Here is a 16,411-nt window from a genome sequence, read left to right as displayed (position 1 = left end):
GATGGCCGGCGGGCGATAGGCCGATCAGATGCCCAGCTTCTGCACCTTCCGGTAGAGGGTGTTCCGGGCCATCCCCAGCTCCCGGGCCGCCTGGCTCATGTTCCCCTTCCAGGCGCGTAGGCAGGCCTGGATCTGCTCCCGCTCCTCCTCCAGCAGCTGGTCCCGGAGGCTGGCGGAGCCCGAGGCGCGGAACGGGCCCGGCGCCGCGGGGCCTGAGATGGAGGCCGGGGGTTCCGGGGGGCGGAGAATCTCGTCGGGGACGCCCTCCGGGAGGAGTACCGCGCCCCGGACGGCGTGGACCATGCGCTCGACCACGTTCTGGAACTCGCGGATGTTGCCGGGCCAGGCATAGCCCTGGAGGGCGCCGCTCACGCCGGGATCGATGCGGAGGTTGGCGGCCCCTTTGCGGGCGGCGAACTTGTGGAGGAAGGCCTCCAGCAGCTCCGGGATGTCCTCGGGATGCTCCCGCAGAGGCGGGAGCTTGATCATGGAGACGTTGAGCCGGTAGTAGAGGTCCTGGCGGAAGGTCCCCTTGCGGATCTCCTCCCGTAGGTCCTTGTGCGTGGCGCAGATGATCCGCACGTCCACCACGAAGGGCCGGTCGCCGCCCAGGCGGGTGATGGTCCGGTCCTGGAGCACGCGGAGCAGGGCGATCTGCTGCTCCAGGGGCATGTCCCCGATCTCGTCCAGGAAGAGGGTGCCTCCGCTGGCCAGCTCGAACTTCCCCGGGCGCCCGCCCCGGGCCGCGCCCGTGAAGGCCCCGTCCTGGTAGCCGAACAGCTCGCTGGCGATGAGCTCCCGGGGGATGGCGCCGCAGTTGATGGCCACGAAGGGCCCCGTCCGGCGCTCCGACTGGTTGTGGATGGCGTGGGCGAACATCTCCTTGCCCGTGCCGCTCTCCCCGGTCAGCAGCACGTTGCTCTCGTTGGCGGCAGCCAGCTGGCCCAGCTGGACGGCGCGCTGCAGGACCTCCCCCTGCCCCAGGATGTCCTCGAAGCGGAAGGTGGCCTGGGCTCCGCTGAAGCGGTTGATGAGCCCCTTGATCTTGTTGATGGGGTTCACGAACAGCACGGCCCCCTTGACCACGCCGCCCTCGTCCAGGATGGGCTTGCCGCTGGCGACGCACTGGAGGGCGCCCTTTCCGGAGGCGAGCTCCAGCTCCCGGTCCAGGAACTCGCGGCCCCAGGCCAGCAGCTCGCGGATGGGTCCCAGGTCCCGGACCAGGTCTGTGATGCGCTTGCCGGCGGCCTGCTGGCTGGAGACTCCCAGCAGCCGCTCCGCCACGGGGTTGATCTGATCAAGGACGCCGTCGACGTCCAGCACCAGCACCCCGTCGGTGACCGTGAGGATGATGCTGGAGAGCCGGTTGTTCAGCAGCCTCAGCTCCCGGTTCTTCTGGCCCACCTCCAGCTCGTGCTGGATGGCCTCCACCGCGGCCATCACCAGCCCGAGCGTGTGGATGTGCGTCTCGTCCACGGGCCCGGTCATGTCCAGCAGGCCGATGGTCTTCCCCCGGGGATCGAAGATGGGCGCCCCGGAGCAGGTCCACCGGTGGTGCTTCTGGCAGTAGTGCTCGGCGCCCGAGACCTGGAAGGGGCGGCCCAGCACCAGGGGCGTGCCGGCCCCGTTGGTGCCCACCTCGGCCTCGGCCCAGAGCGCCCCCTTGTTCAGGTTCAGGTCCTGGGAGGCGAGGATGCGGTCTGGGTTGCCCACGGCCTCCAGGAGGTAGCCCTGCTCGTCGAAGAGCAGCACCACGAAGCTGGAGCCCGCCACCAGGCTGTACAGGTTCTCCATGAAGGGCTTGGCGACCCGGATCAGGTCCTGCTTCCGCTCCGCCAGCGCCGCGAACTCAGCGGACCCCAGCACCCTCGTGGAGCGCTCCGCCAGCGGGTCCACGCCCGCGGCCTTGCAGCGGCGCCAGGAGGCCTCCAGCTCGGGCCCCAGCGTGCCGGGCTCGAGGACCCCCTCCCGGATGAAGCGATCCCAGACCGCCCAGCGCTCCGTGGCCTCTCCCTCCTTCTGTGCCATGGCCCCTCCAGAGGCCGGTCCCGGAACCGCGCCGAACTGTTCCAGTATCGTAGCAATTCGATACATAAAAGATCAATAAGTAACGTTTCAGCACAAAGGCAGGCGAGGGCCCCAGGGGAACCCGGCTCGTCTTTTTTCCCATCTTCGCCCAGGAGGGCCGAGCTTCGTGGATGTCCATGTCGTGAATGACTTCCGGCCTCGGGCTCCCGGCACACCTCCTGCCTTGGTCGGGAATCAACCCGAACCCTCAAGGGGAATCCACCATGGACAAGATCCTGCGCGTGAACATGACCGACTTGACCACCCGGGTCGAGGAGACGCCCGCCGAGTGGGCCGGCCTGGGGGGCCGGGCCCTCACGTCGACCATCGTGGCGAAGGAGGTCCCGCCCGCCTGCCACGCCCTCGGGCCCCACAACAAGCTGGTCTTCGCGCCCGGCCTGCTGTCGGGCACGGCGGCCTCCAACTCGGGCCGGCTCTCCGCCGGCGCCAAGAGCCCGCTGACGGGGGGCATCAAGGAGAGCAACGTGGGCGGCACGGCGGCCCAGATGTTCGCCCGGCTCGGCATCAAGGCCCTCATCGTCGAAGGCGTGCCCCCGGGCGAGGGCTGGTACGCGCTCAAGGTCGGCAAGGACGGTGTCACCATCGAGGAGGAGCGCGGGCTCCTGGGCCTGGGCAACTTCGCCGTCATCGACGCCCTCCAGGCGCTGCTGGGCAAGAAGACCGGCGTGATCGCCATCGGCCCCGCGGGCGAGATGAAGCTCACCTCGGCGAACATCTCGGTGAAGGATCCCTCGGGCAAGATCCGCAGCCACGGCCGCGGCGGCCTCGGCGCCGTCATGGGCTCCAAGCGCATCAAGTTCATCGCCATCGACGACGAGGGCGCTCCCGGCATCCAGATCGCGGATCCCGAGGCCTTCAAGGCTGCCTCCTGCGTCTTCACGAAGGCCCTCATGGACCATCCCGTGAGCGGCCAGGGCCTCCCCACCTACGGCACGAACGTGCTGGTCAACATCCTCCACGAGGCCGGCGGCCTGCCCACCCGCAACTTCACCCACGGGCAGTTCGACGGGCACGAGCAGATCTGCGGCGAGACCATGCACGACACCATCGTGGCCCGCGGGGGCAAGCCCCGGCACGGCTGCCACGCGGGCTGCGTCATCCAGTGCTCGCAGGTCTACCACGACAAGGAAGGCCAGTACCTGACCTCCGGCTTCGAGTACGAGACCATCTGGGGCCTGGGCGCCAACTGCCTCATCAAGGAGCTGGACGACATCGCCCTGGCGGACAGCGTCATGGACGACCTCGGCCTCGACTCCATCGAGACCGCCGTGGCCTTCGGCGTGGCCATGGAGGCGGGCATCCTCCCCTGGGGCGACGGCAAGGAAGTGGTCCGCATCCTGCGCGAGGAGGTCGGCAAGGGCACGGCCCTGGGCCGCGTGATCGGCTCCGGCGCGGGCGCCGTGGGCCGCACCTACGGCGTCACCCGGGTGCCCGTGGTGAAGAACCAGGCCATCCCGGCCTACGACCCCCGCTCGGTCAAGGGCATCGGCATCACCTACTGCACCAGCCCCATGGGCGCGGACCACACCGCGGGCTACACCATCGCCACCAACATCCTCAACGTGGGCGGCCAGGTGGACCCGCTGAAGAAGGAAGGGCAGGTCGAGCTCTCCCGGAACCTCCAGATCGCCACCGCCGCCGTGGATTCCACGGGCATGTGCATCTTCATCGCCTTCCCGGCCCTGGACATCCCCGAGTGCCTGCCGGCCCTGATCGGCATGATCAACGCCCGCTTCGGCGCGAAGCTGACTGGCGAGGACGTCACGGGCCTGGGCAAGTCCGTGTTGAAGCTCGAGCGCGCCTTCAACCTGGCGGCCGGCCTGACCAGCGCCGATGACCGCCTGCCGGAGTTCTTCTGCTCGGACCCCGTGTCGCCCCACCAGGCCGTGTGGGACTTCACGAACGAGGAGATCGACGCCTTCTGGGATTTCTGAGGTGGCGCCGATCACCGTCACCATCAAGCTCTTCGCCCACTTCCGCCATGGCCGGTTCAAGGAGGCCGACCACCAGTTCCCGCCGGGCACAGCCTGCCGCGACGTCATCCTCGGGCTGGGCTTCCGCCTGGGCGAGATGGGCATCGTCATGGTGAACGGCCAGCACGCGCCCCTGGACCATCCCTTGAGCGAGCGCGACACCCTGGCCCTCTTCCCCCTGGTGGGCGGGGGCTGAGGGCCTAGTCCTCCAGGAACCGCGCGAACTCGGAGACCGGGGCACGCTCGGTCTCCAGGCGGTTCTCCACGGCCTCCGGGTCGGCGTAGCCGAGCGCCATGCCGCAGACCAGCATCTGGTCGGGCCGGAAGGCCAGCTCCTCGGCGATGACGCGGTGGAACTGGGTGAAGGCCGCCTGGGGGCAGGTGTGCAGGCCCCGGGCCCGGGCGGCGACCATCACGCTCTGGAGGAACATGCCGTAGTCCAGCCAGCTGCCCACCTGCATGATCCGGTCGATGCTGAAGATCAGGCCCACGGGCGCGTCGAAGAACCGGTAGTTGCGGCCGTGCTGCTCGTGCATGCGGGCCTTGTCGGTCTTCTCGATGCCGAGGAGGCCATAGAGGTCCCAGCCCACCTTGCGCCGCCGGTCGAGGTAGGGCGAGGCCCACTCCTTCGGGTAGTACTCGTATTCGTGCTCGTGCTTCGCCCGCTCGGCGGGATCCCCGTAGATGGCGAGGATGCGTGCGGAAAGGCGCTGCTTGGCCGCGCCCGTCAGCACGTGGACCTGCCAAGGCTGGATGTTGGTGCCCGAAGGCGCCCGGGACGCCACGCGCAGGATGTCCTCCACCAGGGCCCGGGGCACGGGCGTGGGAAGGAAGGCGCGGATGGAGCGGCGGCTGGTGATGGCGGCATCGACCGCGGCGGTGTGGACCTCACTGGGTTCGTCGAACAGGTTCACGGGATTGATCCTTCTGGGAAGCGTCCGGCGGCGCGGGTGGGGCTCGTGCGGCTCGAACGCCGATCCCTCCACTACATCATCCTCGATCCGATTCCTGGCCAGGCATTCGCCTGTATATACAATCAACATCAATCGGTTCTGTCCGTCCCATCCTCCAGGAGCGTCGATTGGTCCCTCCCAAAGAGCTCGTCCTGTTCGCCGGTGCCGCGCTGCTCATGGTGCTCAGCCCTGGGCCCAACATGATCTACCTGATCTCACGCTCGATCTGCCAGGGCCGCAAGGCGGGGGTCATCTCCCTTCTTGGGGTCATCGCGGGCTTCCTGGTCCACATGTTCTCCGCCGCCGTGGGGCTGACGACGCTCTTCCTGGCCGTCCCGCTGGCCTACGAGGTGCTCAAGTGGGCTGGCGCGGCCTACCTCCTGTGGCTGTCCTGGCAGGCGGTCCGCCCCGGAGCCCGCTCCCCCTTCGAGGCCAAGTCCCTGCCGGCGGATCCACCTTCCCGGCTGTTCGCCATGGGATTCCTCACGAACCTGCTGAACCCCAAAATCGCCATGTTCTATCTCTCGGTGTTCCCCCAGTTCGTCTCTGCGGCGCATGGCTCCATCTTCACGCAGAGCATCACCCTGGGCCTTACACAGATCGCCGTCAGCTTCTCGGTCAACCTCGCCATCGCGCTCTCCGCCGCCCGGCTGGCAGCCTGGTTCGGCCGCAACCCGCTCTGGCTGTCGGCGCAGCGCTACTTCATGGGGTTCGTCCTCACCGGATTGGCCATCCGCCTGGCGGTGGAACGGCGACACGCCGCCTAGCCGCGCCTGCCCTGGCCGGCCTGTCCCTCTCGCCTTGGCCGCTCAGCGCAGCCCGTACATCGCCTTGAAGGCGGGCCACTCCGCCTTGAGGCGGATGAAGGCCACCACGTCGGGGCAGCGGAGGAAGGGGTTGGCCTCGCGCTCCCAGGCCAAGGTGGAGCTGGGCCGGGCGCCGTAGTCGTGGCCAGGCCAGATCGTCGTGTGGGCGGGCCACTCGCGCAGCAGGCGCTGGAGGCTGTCCCACTCGGTGCGGGCGTCCCGGTCGTCCGGTGTGCCGCCCACCTTCCCCACGAAGAGGAGGTCGCCGGTGAGCCCTGCCGCCAGGTCGCCGGGCAGGCCCTCGGTCAGGAAGGCCAGGTGGTCCGGGCAGTGGCCGGGCACGTGCCACACGCCCAGGCGCCAGGCGCCGAAGGGGACGCGCTCGCCGTCCTTCAGCACCCGGTCCAGGGGGCCGGGATGGCCGGGGCCTCCGAGCACGGGGGCCCCGGTGAGCGCCTGGGCCCCGCCGTTGCCGTTGCTGTGGTCCGCGTGCCCGTGGGTGTTGAGGATGGCCGTGATCCGCAGTCCCTGGGCCGTGGCCCGGGCCACCAGGGCGCCGGGGTCGTAGGACGGATCCACCAGGACGCCCTCACCGGCTTCCCGATCGCCCAGGAGATAGCCGAAGTTGCGGTCCCCGCCCACCTTGATCTGCTCGAAGATGAACCGCATGGGCGCCTCCGGCCCCATTGTCCCCCACGCCCTTCGCGGGCGGAACGCCCGGCCCCCCGCCGGCATCCAACTCTGCATCTGGAGGAGCCATCCATGTCGAGCGGGAAGATTTGGCTGGCCATGGCCGGGACGGTGGTGCTTGCCGCTGGGGCGGCGCTGGCTCTTCCCCGCCACGAGCCGGCATTCGGGCAGATGACTCAGATTGATCGCGAGGTGAAGGTGAACGCACCCGAGAAGCCCAGCCAGGACGTGCTCAGGAAGAAGCTCACGCCCATGCAGTACCACGTCACCCAGGAAGCCGGCACCGAGCCGCCCTTCCAGAACGCCTTCTGGAACGACCACCGGGAGGGGGTCTACGTGGACGTGGTGAGCGGCGAGCCGCTCTTCTCCTCCAAGGACAAGTTCGACTCGGCGTGCGGCTGGCCCAGCTTCTCGAAGCCCCTGGCCGCCGATGAGGTGGTGGAGAACCGCGACACCTCCCACGGCATGATCCGCACGGAAGTGCGGTCCAAGGGCGCCGACTCCCACCTGGGCCATGTGTTCGACGACGGTCCCCGCGACAAGGGCGGCCTTCGCTACTGCATCAACTCCGCCTCCCTGCGCTTCGTGCCCGTGGACGACCTGGAGCAGGAGGGCCTCGGCCGCTTCCTGCCCCTATTCGGGCGGACGGCCAAGGCCGCACCCACCCCGAAGACGGGTTCGGCCGAGGAGATCGCCACCCTGGCCGGCGGCTGCTTCTGGGGCATGGAGGACCTGCTGCGGAAGCAGCCCGGCGTCCTCGCCATCGAGGTGGGCTACACCGGCGGAAAGGTGCCCAACGCCACCTACGAGCACCACGAGGGCCACGCCGAAGCCGTCCAGATCCGCTTCGACCCTACGAAGACCACCTTCGAGGCGCTGCTGCGCTTCTTCTTCCGCATGCACGACCCCACCACGCTCAACCGCCAGGGCAACGACGTGGGCACCTCGTACCGCAGCGCGATCTTCTATCACAGCGAGGCCCAGCGGCAGACCGCCGAGCGGGTGAAGGCCGAGGTGGACGCCAGCGGCAAGTGGAAGCGCCCCGTCGTCACGGAGATCACGCCCGCCGGCCCGTGGTGGAAGGCCGAGGAATACCACCAGGACTACCTGATCAAGCACCCGGGCGGCTACACCTGCCACTACGTGCGTGACTAGGCGCATGGCATCCTTATCCAACCGGACCTTCCCGGTCCGGACGGATCCTGGAGAACCCATGCCCGGCACGCGACACCTGGAGAACCGGCCCGACCTCCACGCGGTGGTCGAGGCGCTGGCGGAGGCTTCCTCCGCCCTCACGGAGATGTCCCTGGGCTGTCGGGAGTTCCCGTCGCGCACCGCGCTGGCCGCGCTGGTGGAGGAGATGCGGGCCCTGCTCTTCCCCGGCTACTTCGGCGCCTCGGAACTGAACGCGGAAACCCTGCGCTACCACCTGGGCGCCCGCATGGACCGTGTGCTCCACGGCCTCGCCGACCAGATCCAACGGGGGATGACCGCCTCGGATCCCGCCTGTGGCGACTGCGCCGAACGGGCCCTGACCCTGGCCCGGGCCTTCCTGGCGCGGCTGCCGGAGGTCCGCCGCCTCCTGGCCACGGACATCCAGGCCGGCTTCGAGGGCGATCCGGCCGCCACCAGTCCCGACGAAGTGCTCTTCAGCTACCCGGGCCTGCTGGCCATCACCAACCAGCGCCTGGCCCACGAGCTGCTGAAGCTGAGCGTGCCCCTGCTGCCCCGCATGATCACCGAGCACGCCCACAGCCTCACCGGCATCGACATCCACCCTGGCGCGCAGATCGGCGAGCGGTTCTTCATCGACCACGGCACGGGCGTCGTCATCGGCGAGACCTGCGTCATCGGCCGCAACGTCCGCCTCTACCAGGGCGTGACCCTGGGCGCCAAGAGCTTCCCCCTGGATGCCGGCGGGCACCCCGTGAAGGGCATCCCCCGCCACCCCGTGGTGGAAGACGACGTGATCATCTACTCCAACGCCACGGTCCTGGGCCGCATCACCATCGGCCGGGGTTCTGCCATCGGCGGCAACGTCTGGCTCACCCGCAGCGTGCCCGCCGGCAGCGTCATCACCCAGGCCAACGAGAAGGACGGGATGCCCTGATGACCACCCTGCTGCGCTTCCTCTTCTCCGCCATCGGGCTCCTGGTGGCCAGCGCCGTCGTGCCCGGCCTGGGCCACGGCGCCTTCCTGGACCTGCTCATCGTGGCCGTCATCCTGGCCGCCCTGAACGCCACGGTGGGCAGCCTCCTGAAGGTCATCGCCTTCGTGCCCATGGCCTGCTCCCTCGGCTGCTTCAGCCTGGTCATCAACGGCCTGGTGTTCTGGCTGGCCGGCACGCTCTCCGCGCGGCTGGGCCTCCAGTTCACCGTCAGCGGCTTCTGGGCCGGCTTCTTCGGCGCCCTGGTGACCAGCGTCGTGGCCTCGATCCTCGGCACTCTCTTCATCCCCAAGGACCGCCAGCGCCCCCAGGGGCCGGCCCAGCGCATCAAGATCGTGAACTGAAAAGGCATTCACCGCAGAGATCGCGGAGAGCGCAGAGACAAGCGGGTGATGGCAGGTTAGGTACCGCGTTCGGGTGACCTGATGCCTGAGCCGATCCTGGAAATACGCCCGACTCCGCCCCACTCTGCGCCCTCTGCGTTCTCTGCGGTTAAATGTTTTTCGTCTTTTCCAATAGCCCTTGTACCGCCGATTTCGCGGCTTCCCGCAGGGCGTCGGGATCTGCGTAGGCGCTGGATTCCATGGGAACCCCCACGGTGATGCGGTAGTGGCCGCCCTTCACGCGCCAGGCGCCCTTGGGCAGGATCGCGGGACCACCGTGGATGGCGAAGGGCACCACGGGCACGCCGGCCTCGAAGGCCAGGGCGAAGGCGCCCTTCTTGAAGGGGAGCAGGCTTCCATCGCGGCTGCGGGTGCCCTCGGGGAAGGCCACGATGGCCTGGCCCGCGCGGATGCGCACGGCGGCTTCGGCCAAGCTCGCCATGGCGGCGGCGCGGTCGCGGCGGTCGATGAAGATGAAGTCCGCCAGCCAGATCACCCAGCCCAGGAAGGGCACCCGCGCCAGCTCCCGCTTGGCCACGAAGACGGGGCGGCAGGGCAGCGTGGAGATCATCAGGGGCGGATCGAAGAGCGAGGTGTGATTCCCGATGAACACGCCGGGCCGCCGGCCCGTGCGCAGGTCCTCCGGCAGGCTGTCCCAACCCTCCAACTCGCGCCGGATGCCGAAGGCTTCCGCGGTCCCGCGGATGTACCACGGCGCCACGATCCAGAAGGCGCGCGGGCCGCCGAGGAAGGGCGCCAGGAGGAAGCAGAGGCAGACGGCCAGCGCCAGCATCATGGCGCCGAAGGTCCAGACCAGGAGCGGACGGACGAAGGGCCTTCCCACCGGCGCCTACTGCGGCGGCAGGAGCACGGCGTCCTTGATGCGCACCGCGTACTGGGGCACGCCGCTCTGGCCCTTGCGCCATTCCGTCCGTACCTTCTCGATCTTGTCCACCACGTCCATGCCCGACACCACCCGGCCGAAGGCACAGTACCCGTAGCCGTCCTCGCTCATGTCCCGGTGGTCGAGGGCCTTGTTGTCCACGGTGTTGATGAAGAACTGGGCGGTGGCGCTGTGGGGGGAGCCCGTGCGGGCCATGGCGATGGTGCCGCGGGTGTTCTTCAGGCCTCCGCGGAAGGTCTCGGGCGCCTCATTGAGGATGGCCGGCCGGGTGGGCTTCTCGTCCATGGTCTCCAGCAGGCCGCCGCCCTGGATCATGAAGCCCTCGATGACGCGGTGGAAGATGGTGCCCTTGTAGAACCCGTCCTTCACGTACTGGAGGAAGTTCTCCACCGTCTTGGGCGCCAGCCCCGGTTCCAGCTCCACCACGATGGGCCCATAGCTGGTCATGAGCTGCACGCGGGGTTTCGCCACCGGCGCGGGCGTGGCCACCGGGGCGGGCGCGGGGGCCTGGGCGGGCGGGGCCGGCGCAGGCGCCTGCGCGGACAGGGAGGTGGCAAGGAGGAGGCACGGAAGCAGGCGGGACACGGGAACTCCTGGGGCGTTCCCTTCCATTCTGCCGCGAACCGCCAAGAAGTCCCCGGTATCGTGTCTTATGCCCTTCCTGGACCTGCCGCCCTGGATCCTCAGCCTCTTCCTGGCCCCCTTCGGCCTGATGATCGGCTCCTTCTGCAACGTGCTGATCCACCGGCTGCCCCAGGAGGCGCCCGAGGACCGCAACGTGGTGACGAAGGCCAGCCACTGCCCCTCCTGCAAGGCGAAGATCAGGCCCTGGCACAACGTGCCCCTCTTCGGCTGGCTGTGGCTGCGAGGGAAGTGCGCGGCCTGCGGCTGGCGCATCCCCGTCCGCTACCCGCTGGTGGAGCTGCTGGGGGGCCTGATCCTCGGCGGGGCCCACTGGCTCTTCCCCTTCGGGACGCTCATCTGGGTCAAGGCGGTGATCTGCGCCTACGCGCTGCTGGTGCTGTTCTTCACCGATTTCACGGAGATGATCCTGCCGGACGTCCTGCAGTTTCCCCTCATGGCCCTGGGCGTGCTCTTCGCCCTGCCGCAGCTGGCCTGGTCGGAGGCGCTCCTGAAGGCCTGGGGCCGCGGCGACACGCTCATCCAGGCTCTGGCTTTCCACAACGGCCTCCAGCCCGCCCCGGCCTATCGGGGCTTCGAGCCCACCGTCACCTGGCAGGCCAGCCTCCTGGGCCTGGCCATCGGCTACGGCGCCCCGGCCCTGCTGAACCTGCTCTACAAGGCCATCCGCAAGACCGACGGCCTGGGCATGGGCGACTTCAAGATGCTGGCCTGGCTGGGCGCCTTCTGGGGCTGGGGCCCCATGCTGGGCATCCTCTTCCTGGGCGCGGGCCTGGGGGCCGCCGTGGGCGTGCCGCTCATGCTCACGCGCCGCTCTGGCGGCCAGACCATGCTCCCCTTCGGCTGCTTCCTCGCCCTGGCTACACCCATCGTGGTGTTCTTCGGTCGGGCGTTGTGGCTGGGGTACCTGGGCGTGGTGGGCTAGGGTCGCGGTTCGCATCCACTTTGAAACCGACCCTAGGGCGTCTCCGCGGGCTCGAGGACGATCGTCGCCAGCGTCTCCTGCAGGTCCCGGATACGGCGGGCGCCCACCCGTCGGGCCCAGTCCGCCTCGACGCCGCGGACGAAGGCGCGGACCTCCTTCGTGAAGGCGCGCCCCCGCGCCGTGAGACGCACGCGCGAGGCCCGGCGGTCGTCGGGATCGCCCACGCGCTCCGCATAGCCGGCCCGGCACAGGTGATCCACGAGGGCCCCCATCGACTGCTTGGTGACGTGCGCCGTCTGGGCGAGATCCGTCAAGCGGGCCCCCTCGGGCCGGTTCCACAGCGCCTGGATGGCGGCGCAGTGGGCAGGCTGGATGTCCGCGTGCCCTGAAGCGGCGAGCCATCGGACCAGCTCCTGCCCCATGACCTGGTTGGCCAGCCGGAGCAGCGCTCCGAGAAGCGGGCGCTCAGCTGGGTCCGTGCGGCGGACGGAGGATCGGGGTCTTGACATGAAGTCAGTTTAGCTGACCATATCTAGTCAGGTCAACTGACCATCGGAGCCAGGAATGATCCATCACATCTCGATTCCCGCCCGCGACCCGGAACACGTGGCCAAGGTGCTCGCGGAGCTGATCGGCGGCCACACGGGCGGCTACGCAGGCCCCTTCGTCGGCCCCATCCCCGGCGCCTGGGTCGCGTACGCGGAGGACGCCCACGGCACCGGGATCGAGGTCTACCCCGAGCGGACCACCCTGGTGCCCGGCGAGGCCGGGAGCATGGGCGCCGTCGCGCTGCGCGAGGCCCCCGCTGCCGTCGCCTTCCATGCCCTGATCTCGGTCAAGGCCGGTCGGGCGGAGATCGAGCGGATCGGCGCGCGCGAGGGCTGGCGGACGCTGCACTTCTGGCGGGGGCCCAACCCCCAGACCCGGCTCTTCGAGCTCTACGAGTTCTGGGTGGAGAACCGCGTCATGCTCGAACTCGCCACGGAGGACATGGTCGACGCCTACCGGAAGCTCGCCCAGGGTCCGGCCCAGCGAGAGCTGCTCGCCCGCCTGGGCGGCGGCCGGCCCCGAAGCCGCCTCAGCGCCTGGCCTTGAGGGCGCCTCAACGCCCTTGGCTCAGCTCCATGAGCACGCCGCCGGTCTCCGCGGGGTGGATGAAGGCCACACGGCAACCATGGGCGCCGTCCCTCGGAGCCTGATCGATCATGCGGACGCCCTTGGCGAGCAGCTGAGCCACGGCCGCGTCGATGTCGTCCACCTCGAAGCAGACGTGGTGGATGCCGGGCCCGCGCTTGGCGAGGAACTTCCCGATGGGGCCCTCGGGATCCGTGCTCTCCAGAAACTCCAGGGTGCTCTCGCCCACGGGGAAGAAGGCCGTCGTCACTTTCTGCTCGGGCACGGCCTCCGTGTGGTCGGCCTTCATGTCGAAGAGCCGCGCCATGCGCACCATGGCCTCCTCCAGGCCCGGCGTCGCGATGCCCAGGTGGTTGATCCGAAGCAGCTTCATGCGGGACTCCCGGAACCAGTGTAGGACGAGACTGGAGCCTCGGGCCTAGGCGGAACGACCCTTCCCGGAGTTGGGGAAGACCTCCTTCGCGCAGTCCGGGCAGATGCCATGGGTGAACTCGGCATCGGTGTGCTCATTCAGGTAGGCCTCGAGCTGGTTCCAGTAGCCCTTGTCATCCCGGATCTTCTTGCAGTGGCTGCAGATGGGGAGCATGCCTCCCAGGGTCTTCACTTCGGCGAGGAGGGCCTCCAGACGCGCATGGGCGGCCTGCTGGCGGACCCATATGCGATGCAGCAGCCACGAGGCCGCCAGGGTCAGGCAGGTGAAGAGGACCACCTCCAGCACCTCCTGGGCCATGTCCTGCCGCCACTCCGCCAGGACATCCTGATCGGCCAGGCCCACCACCACATAGAAAGGCTGCCCCTCGACCCGGCGGATGGCGAAGGTGCGCCGAATGCGATCGAAGGGCGTGAGGGCGCGGTAGGTGCCGGCGCCCCGGCCGGATCGTACGAAGGCCTCGAGCTCCGGAGAGACAACGCTCTGTCCAATGGCGGTGCCGGCGCTGACGGGCTCAGGGTGGCGGGCGATCAGCTCCAGATCCAGACCCCGGAGGGCCACGGAGCCGCGGGGCCCCACATCCAGGGCCGAGAAGGTCCGGCTGAACTGGTCCAGTTCGATGACGGCGTGGGCCATGCCGGCGAAGCTGTGGTCCGGACGCTCGATGCGCCGGGCCAGGACGATCACCCAGGTGCCCGTGAGCCGCCCCACCAGAGGCTTGGAGATCACCAGCCCAGCACTGGGATTGTTCCGGAGGCGGAGGAAGTGCGCCCGGTCCGACAGATCCACGGGGGTGGCCATGCCGGCGCCGAGGCCACGCACGACCACGCCTTCGGCGTTGGTCACACGCAGGGCCTTCACCTCCGGCACCCGCGCCTGCTGGCGGCCGATGAAGGCATCCAGGGCCGCGCCGGCCCGGGCGGGGTCCGCGAGCGCGCGCTCGGCCTCGTCCCGCACCGCCTGCAGGGCGAGGTCGGCCTTGCCGAAGGTCCCTCCCACGGAGTCGTCCAGCACCCGGGCCAGGTTCTGGGCCGTGGCCGCGGCCTGGTCCCGGTGGGTCCTCAGGGCCTTTTGGAGGGAGACCCAGGCCATGAGGATGACGAAGAGGTTGAGGACCAGGACGCCCGCCCCCAGCAGGAGCAGGAAGCACTTGGGCGCGAAGATCTGGACAGAGGTGGATCGAGGGGGTGCCATGGAATCCGCTGGAAAGACGTCCTGCAGAGATCCTAGCGGCATCCTCCCGGACGACCTTCAGTGCTGGCAGGCCGGGGCCATGCCCAGGGTCACCGTGCCGTCCGCCACCTGCACCTTGCCCTTGCTGCCCAGGAAGGCGATGACGCCGTCGAAGTCGAACTGGTCGCCGTGGCAGTTGCAGTAGACCGCGGAGACGCCGTGGGCGGCCGCGGAGGCCGCGCGCAGCTCTTCCAGGAGACAGCTCCCGCCCCGTTCCACCAGCAGGGAAAGCAGGTCGTGGCCGTAGAGGGGTTCGGACATGTCGGGCTCCGGTTCAGGAGTCGTGACTCCTGAACCAAGTCTATCGGCCCCGGCGGTGACGGGGGTCACGGCCCCTCAAGTCCCCTGGAGCGCCAGGCCCACCTCCCGCAGCAGGGGCTCGGGGCTGAGGTTCCGCGGCAGGTGCCGGAGCCCTTCGAGGACCGCCTGCTGGGGCGGTCCCAGGTCCCGGTCCCGGGCGGCCAGGAGTTCCAGGGCCTCGCGCCAGGGCTCCAGCGCCGGAGCCTGGCCGGCGCGGAGCCGCGCCAGGTCCGCCAGGAGGCGCAGGAGCAGTTCCAGGGGCTGGCGCAGCTGCTCACCCTGGGCCAGGGTGGACTCCTTGTCGGGCAAAAGGGCCCCGCCGACCTCGCTGAAGGGCTGGCCTCCCAGGAGAGCCAGCCAGGCGTCGACCTGGGCCTCGGCCCGGCGGAAGGCGGCCTCGTCGAGGAGGCGCAGCCCACCTTCCCCCAGGGCGGTCCAGCGGGGGCGGTCGGCCTCGGTCCACCCCTGCTGGAGGGCCACGGCCCAGGCCTCCTCGGGCCCGAGCGGCGCGAAGGGGATGCGCTCGCAGCGGCTGCGGATGGTCTGGAGCAGGGCCTCGGGGCGGTGGGTCACCAGGATGAAGTGGGTGTCCGCGGGCGGCTCCTCGAGGGTCTTCAGCAGGAGGTTGGCGCTGTTCTCGTGGAGGCGGTGGGCCTCCTCCACCAGGACCCAGCGGTGGCAGCCCACGGGCGGCGCCAGGGAGGCCCACTCGATGACGCCCCGGCTGAAGCGCGGCTGGTTGTTCGAATCGAGGCCTTCGCGGATCTGGTCGATGCGGATGACACCCGCCTTGCCCTCGGGCGAGAGGCGCAGAAGGTTCGGAAGCTCGAAGGGCAGGTCCTCGCCCATCACCATGCGGCAGCCTTCGCACTGCCCGCAGGCGTTCCGGCGGAGGCAGATCTCGCGGCGGGCCAGCTCCAGGGCCACGCGGCGCTTGCCGATGCCCTCGGGCCCCGTGAACAGGAGCGAGCCCCGGATCCGCCCGGACCGGAGACGGTCCAGCAGGCGCTGGCGGATGGTGTGGTGGCCGACGATCTCGGGGGCGAACATGCGGTTCCTCAGTCGACCTTGAACCCGGCGCTGCGCAGGAGCGGCGCCACCCGGGACCAGATGGCCGCCTCCACCTGGTCCACGGGATCCCTCGCGGGAACCACCGCCACGCGGGTGGGGTGGGCCTGCGCGATGACCAGGAAGCGGTTCCGCACCTTGCGGTGGAACTCCAGGGCCGCCTCGTCAAAGCGCGTCTCCGCAAACTCGGTACCCAGAGACAGGTTGCGCACCTCCACGCGCTGGAGGGACACCTCGGGATCCATGTCGAGGAGCACCGTGAGGTTCGGCCGCAGCCCCCGCAGCACCACCTCGCTGAGGCGGTCCAGGTTGGCCTCGGACACGCCACTGGCGCCCTGGTAGGCTCGGCTGGAGTCCTCGAAGCGGTCCACCAGCACCACCTTGCCTTCGGCCAGGGCCGGCCGGACCACGGCCTCCAGGTGCTGGGCCCGGTCCGCGTAGAAGAGCAGAAGCTCGGCATCCGCGCACCAGGCTTCGCCGCTGGCATGGCGCTCCAGCAGGAGGCGCCGCAGCTCCCGGCCCAGGGCCGTGCCGCCGGGTTCCTTGGACACCACCAGGGGGAGGCCAAGGTGCCGCAGCCGCTCGGAGAGCCTCAGCAGCTGGGTGGATTTCCCCGAACCCTCCACGCCTTCGATGGTGATGAACACGCCCCGCACCGGACCTCCGCCCGATGAGGATACCCGGGGGCCGGCCCTTCGCGGTTTGGCCGCCTTCC

At 69.6% G+C, this 16,411-nt stretch carries 19 protein-coding genes; 8 read left to right on the top strand and 11 right to left on the bottom strand.

Features of this window, described 5'->3' with window-relative positions; all coding sequences use genetic code 11:
- Positions 1 to 24 precede the first annotated feature (24 nt).
- Entirely contained in the window at positions 25 to 2,028 is a 2,004-nt protein-coding gene (locus tag ML539_RS01035) for a sigma-54-dependent Fis family transcriptional regulator (protein WP_243319802.1), read from the bottom strand.
- A gap of 263 nt (positions 2,029 to 2,291) precedes the next feature.
- Between ML539_RS01035 and ML539_RS01030 the strand changes: the two genes are divergently transcribed.
- Both ML539_RS01030 and ML539_RS01025 read left to right on the top strand, forming a co-directional pair.
- Complete coding sequence (locus ML539_RS01030; RefSeq protein ID WP_243319800.1) at positions 2,292 to 4,022, top strand: aldehyde ferredoxin oxidoreductase C-terminal domain-containing protein; 1,731 nt, start codon at positions 2,292 to 2,294, stop codon at positions 4,020 to 4,022.
- A gap of 1 nt (position 4,023) precedes the next feature.
- Complete coding sequence (locus ML539_RS01025; RefSeq protein ID WP_243319798.1) at positions 4,024 to 4,257, top strand: MoaD/ThiS family protein; 234 nt, start codon at positions 4,024 to 4,026, stop codon at positions 4,255 to 4,257.
- Between the two features lie 4 nt (positions 4,258 to 4,261).
- On the opposite strand, the gene ML539_RS01020 is transcribed toward ML539_RS01025, so the two are convergent.
- Positions 4,262 to 4,975, bottom strand: a complete 714-nt coding sequence (locus ML539_RS01020; RefSeq protein ID WP_243319797.1) for a nitroreductase — start codon at positions 4,973 to 4,975, stop codon at positions 4,262 to 4,264.
- A gap of 167 nt (positions 4,976 to 5,142) precedes the next feature.
- Between ML539_RS01020 and ML539_RS01015 the strand changes: the two genes are divergently transcribed.
- Positions 5,143 to 5,781, top strand: a complete 639-nt coding sequence (locus tag ML539_RS01015; protein ID WP_243319795.1) for a LysE family translocator — start codon at positions 5,143 to 5,145, stop codon at positions 5,779 to 5,781.
- 42 nt (positions 5,782 to 5,823) lie between these two features.
- Here the strand turns inward: ML539_RS01015 and ML539_RS01010 are convergent, their stop codons facing one another.
- Positions 5,824 to 6,489 (bottom strand): hydroxyacylglutathione hydrolase family protein, encoded by a 666-nt coding sequence (locus ML539_RS01010; protein WP_243319792.1) that lies wholly within the window; start codon positions 6,487 to 6,489, stop codon positions 5,824 to 5,826.
- A gap of 192 nt (positions 6,490 to 6,681) precedes the next feature.
- Between ML539_RS01010 and ML539_RS01005 the strand changes: the two genes are divergently transcribed.
- Genes ML539_RS01005 through ML539_RS00995 form a run of 3 tightly spaced genes read left to right on the top strand, consistent with a single transcriptional unit; the run spans position 6,682 to position 9,021 of the window.
- Complete coding sequence (locus ML539_RS01005) at positions 6,682 to 7,665, top strand: bifunctional methionine sulfoxide reductase B/A protein (protein WP_279341459.1); 984 nt, start codon at positions 6,682 to 6,684, stop codon at positions 7,663 to 7,665.
- Positions 7,666 to 7,723: 58 nt separating this feature from the next.
- Positions 7,724 to 8,620 carry a serine acetyltransferase gene (locus ML539_RS01000; RefSeq protein WP_243319789.1) on the top strand — a complete coding sequence of 299 codons (897 nt, stop codon included), beginning with the start codon at positions 7,724 to 7,726 and terminating at the stop codon, positions 8,618 to 8,620.
- Positions 8,620 to 9,021 carry a phage holin family protein gene (locus tag ML539_RS00995; RefSeq protein WP_243319787.1) on the top strand — a complete coding sequence of 134 codons (402 nt, stop codon included), beginning with the start codon at positions 8,620 to 8,622 and terminating at the stop codon, positions 9,019 to 9,021. Before ML539_RS01000 ends, ML539_RS00995 begins: the two co-directional genes overlap by 1 nt.
- A gap of 148 nt (positions 9,022 to 9,169) precedes the next feature.
- Here the strand turns inward: ML539_RS00995 and ML539_RS00990 are convergent, their stop codons facing one another.
- Positions 9,170 to 9,904, bottom strand: a complete 735-nt coding sequence (locus ML539_RS00990) for a lysophospholipid acyltransferase family protein (RefSeq protein WP_243319785.1) — start codon at positions 9,902 to 9,904, stop codon at positions 9,170 to 9,172.
- Between the two features lie 6 nt (positions 9,905 to 9,910).
- Positions 9,911 to 10,411 carry a peptidylprolyl isomerase gene (locus ML539_RS00985; RefSeq protein WP_243321356.1) on the bottom strand — a complete coding sequence of 167 codons (501 nt, stop codon included), beginning with the start codon at positions 10,409 to 10,411 and terminating at the stop codon, positions 9,911 to 9,913.
- A gap of 205 nt (positions 10,412 to 10,616) precedes the next feature.
- On the opposite strand from ML539_RS00985, the gene ML539_RS00980 reads away from it, so the two are divergent.
- Entirely contained in the window at positions 10,617 to 11,531 is a 915-nt protein-coding gene (locus ML539_RS00980) for an A24 family peptidase (RefSeq protein ID WP_243319783.1), read from the top strand.
- Between the two features lie 32 nt (positions 11,532 to 11,563).
- Here ML539_RS00980 and ML539_RS00975 read toward each other — a convergent pair whose 3' ends face one another.
- Positions 11,564 to 12,040 carry a MarR family transcriptional regulator gene (locus ML539_RS00975; protein ID WP_243319781.1) on the bottom strand — a complete coding sequence of 159 codons (477 nt, stop codon included), beginning with the start codon at positions 12,038 to 12,040 and terminating at the stop codon, positions 11,564 to 11,566.
- A 55-nt stretch (positions 12,041 to 12,095) separates the two neighbouring features.
- Here ML539_RS00975 and ML539_RS00970 point away from each other — a divergent pair, with 55 nt between their 5' ends.
- Positions 12,096 to 12,626 (top strand): hypothetical protein, encoded by a 531-nt coding sequence (locus ML539_RS00970; protein ID WP_243319780.1) that lies wholly within the window; start codon positions 12,096 to 12,098, stop codon positions 12,624 to 12,626.
- A 7-nt stretch (positions 12,627 to 12,633) separates the two neighbouring features.
- Here ML539_RS00970 and mce read toward each other — a convergent pair whose 3' ends face one another.
- The 5 genes from mce to tmk all read right to left on the bottom strand — a co-directional run bounded on the left by mce (position 12,634) and on the right by tmk (position 16,352).
- Positions 12,634 to 13,038: a methylmalonyl-CoA epimerase gene (gene mce, locus ML539_RS00965; RefSeq protein ID WP_243319778.1), complete on the bottom strand. Its 405-nt coding sequence runs from the start codon at positions 13,036 to 13,038 to the stop codon at positions 12,634 to 12,636.
- A 45-nt stretch (positions 13,039 to 13,083) separates the two neighbouring features.
- A complete protein-coding gene (locus tag ML539_RS00960) occupies positions 13,084 to 14,289 on the bottom strand; it encodes a hypothetical protein (protein ID WP_243319775.1) in 1,206 nt (401 codons plus the stop codon).
- Between the two features lie 57 nt (positions 14,290 to 14,346).
- Entirely contained in the window at positions 14,347 to 14,589 is a 243-nt protein-coding gene (locus ML539_RS00955) for a DUF2492 family protein (RefSeq protein ID WP_243319773.1), read from the bottom strand.
- A 75-nt stretch (positions 14,590 to 14,664) separates the two neighbouring features.
- Positions 14,665 to 15,678, bottom strand: a complete 1,014-nt coding sequence (locus ML539_RS00950; protein WP_243319771.1) for a hypothetical protein — start codon at positions 15,676 to 15,678, stop codon at positions 14,665 to 14,667.
- A gap of 8 nt (positions 15,679 to 15,686) precedes the next feature.
- Positions 15,687 to 16,352, bottom strand: a complete 666-nt coding sequence (tmk, locus tag ML539_RS00945; RefSeq protein ID WP_243319769.1) for a dTMP kinase — start codon at positions 16,350 to 16,352, stop codon at positions 15,687 to 15,689.
- Between the last annotated feature and the right edge of the window lie 59 nt (positions 16,353 to 16,411).

This window comes from Geothrix sp. SG200 (genome assembly GCF_022808935.1).
Classification (GTDB): Bacteria; Acidobacteriota; Holophagae; order Holophagales; family Holophagaceae; genus Geothrix; species Geothrix alkalitolerans.
The sequence above is the reverse complement of the archived record's forward strand: the minus strand, read 5'-3'. Positions and strand labels throughout refer to the sequence as shown.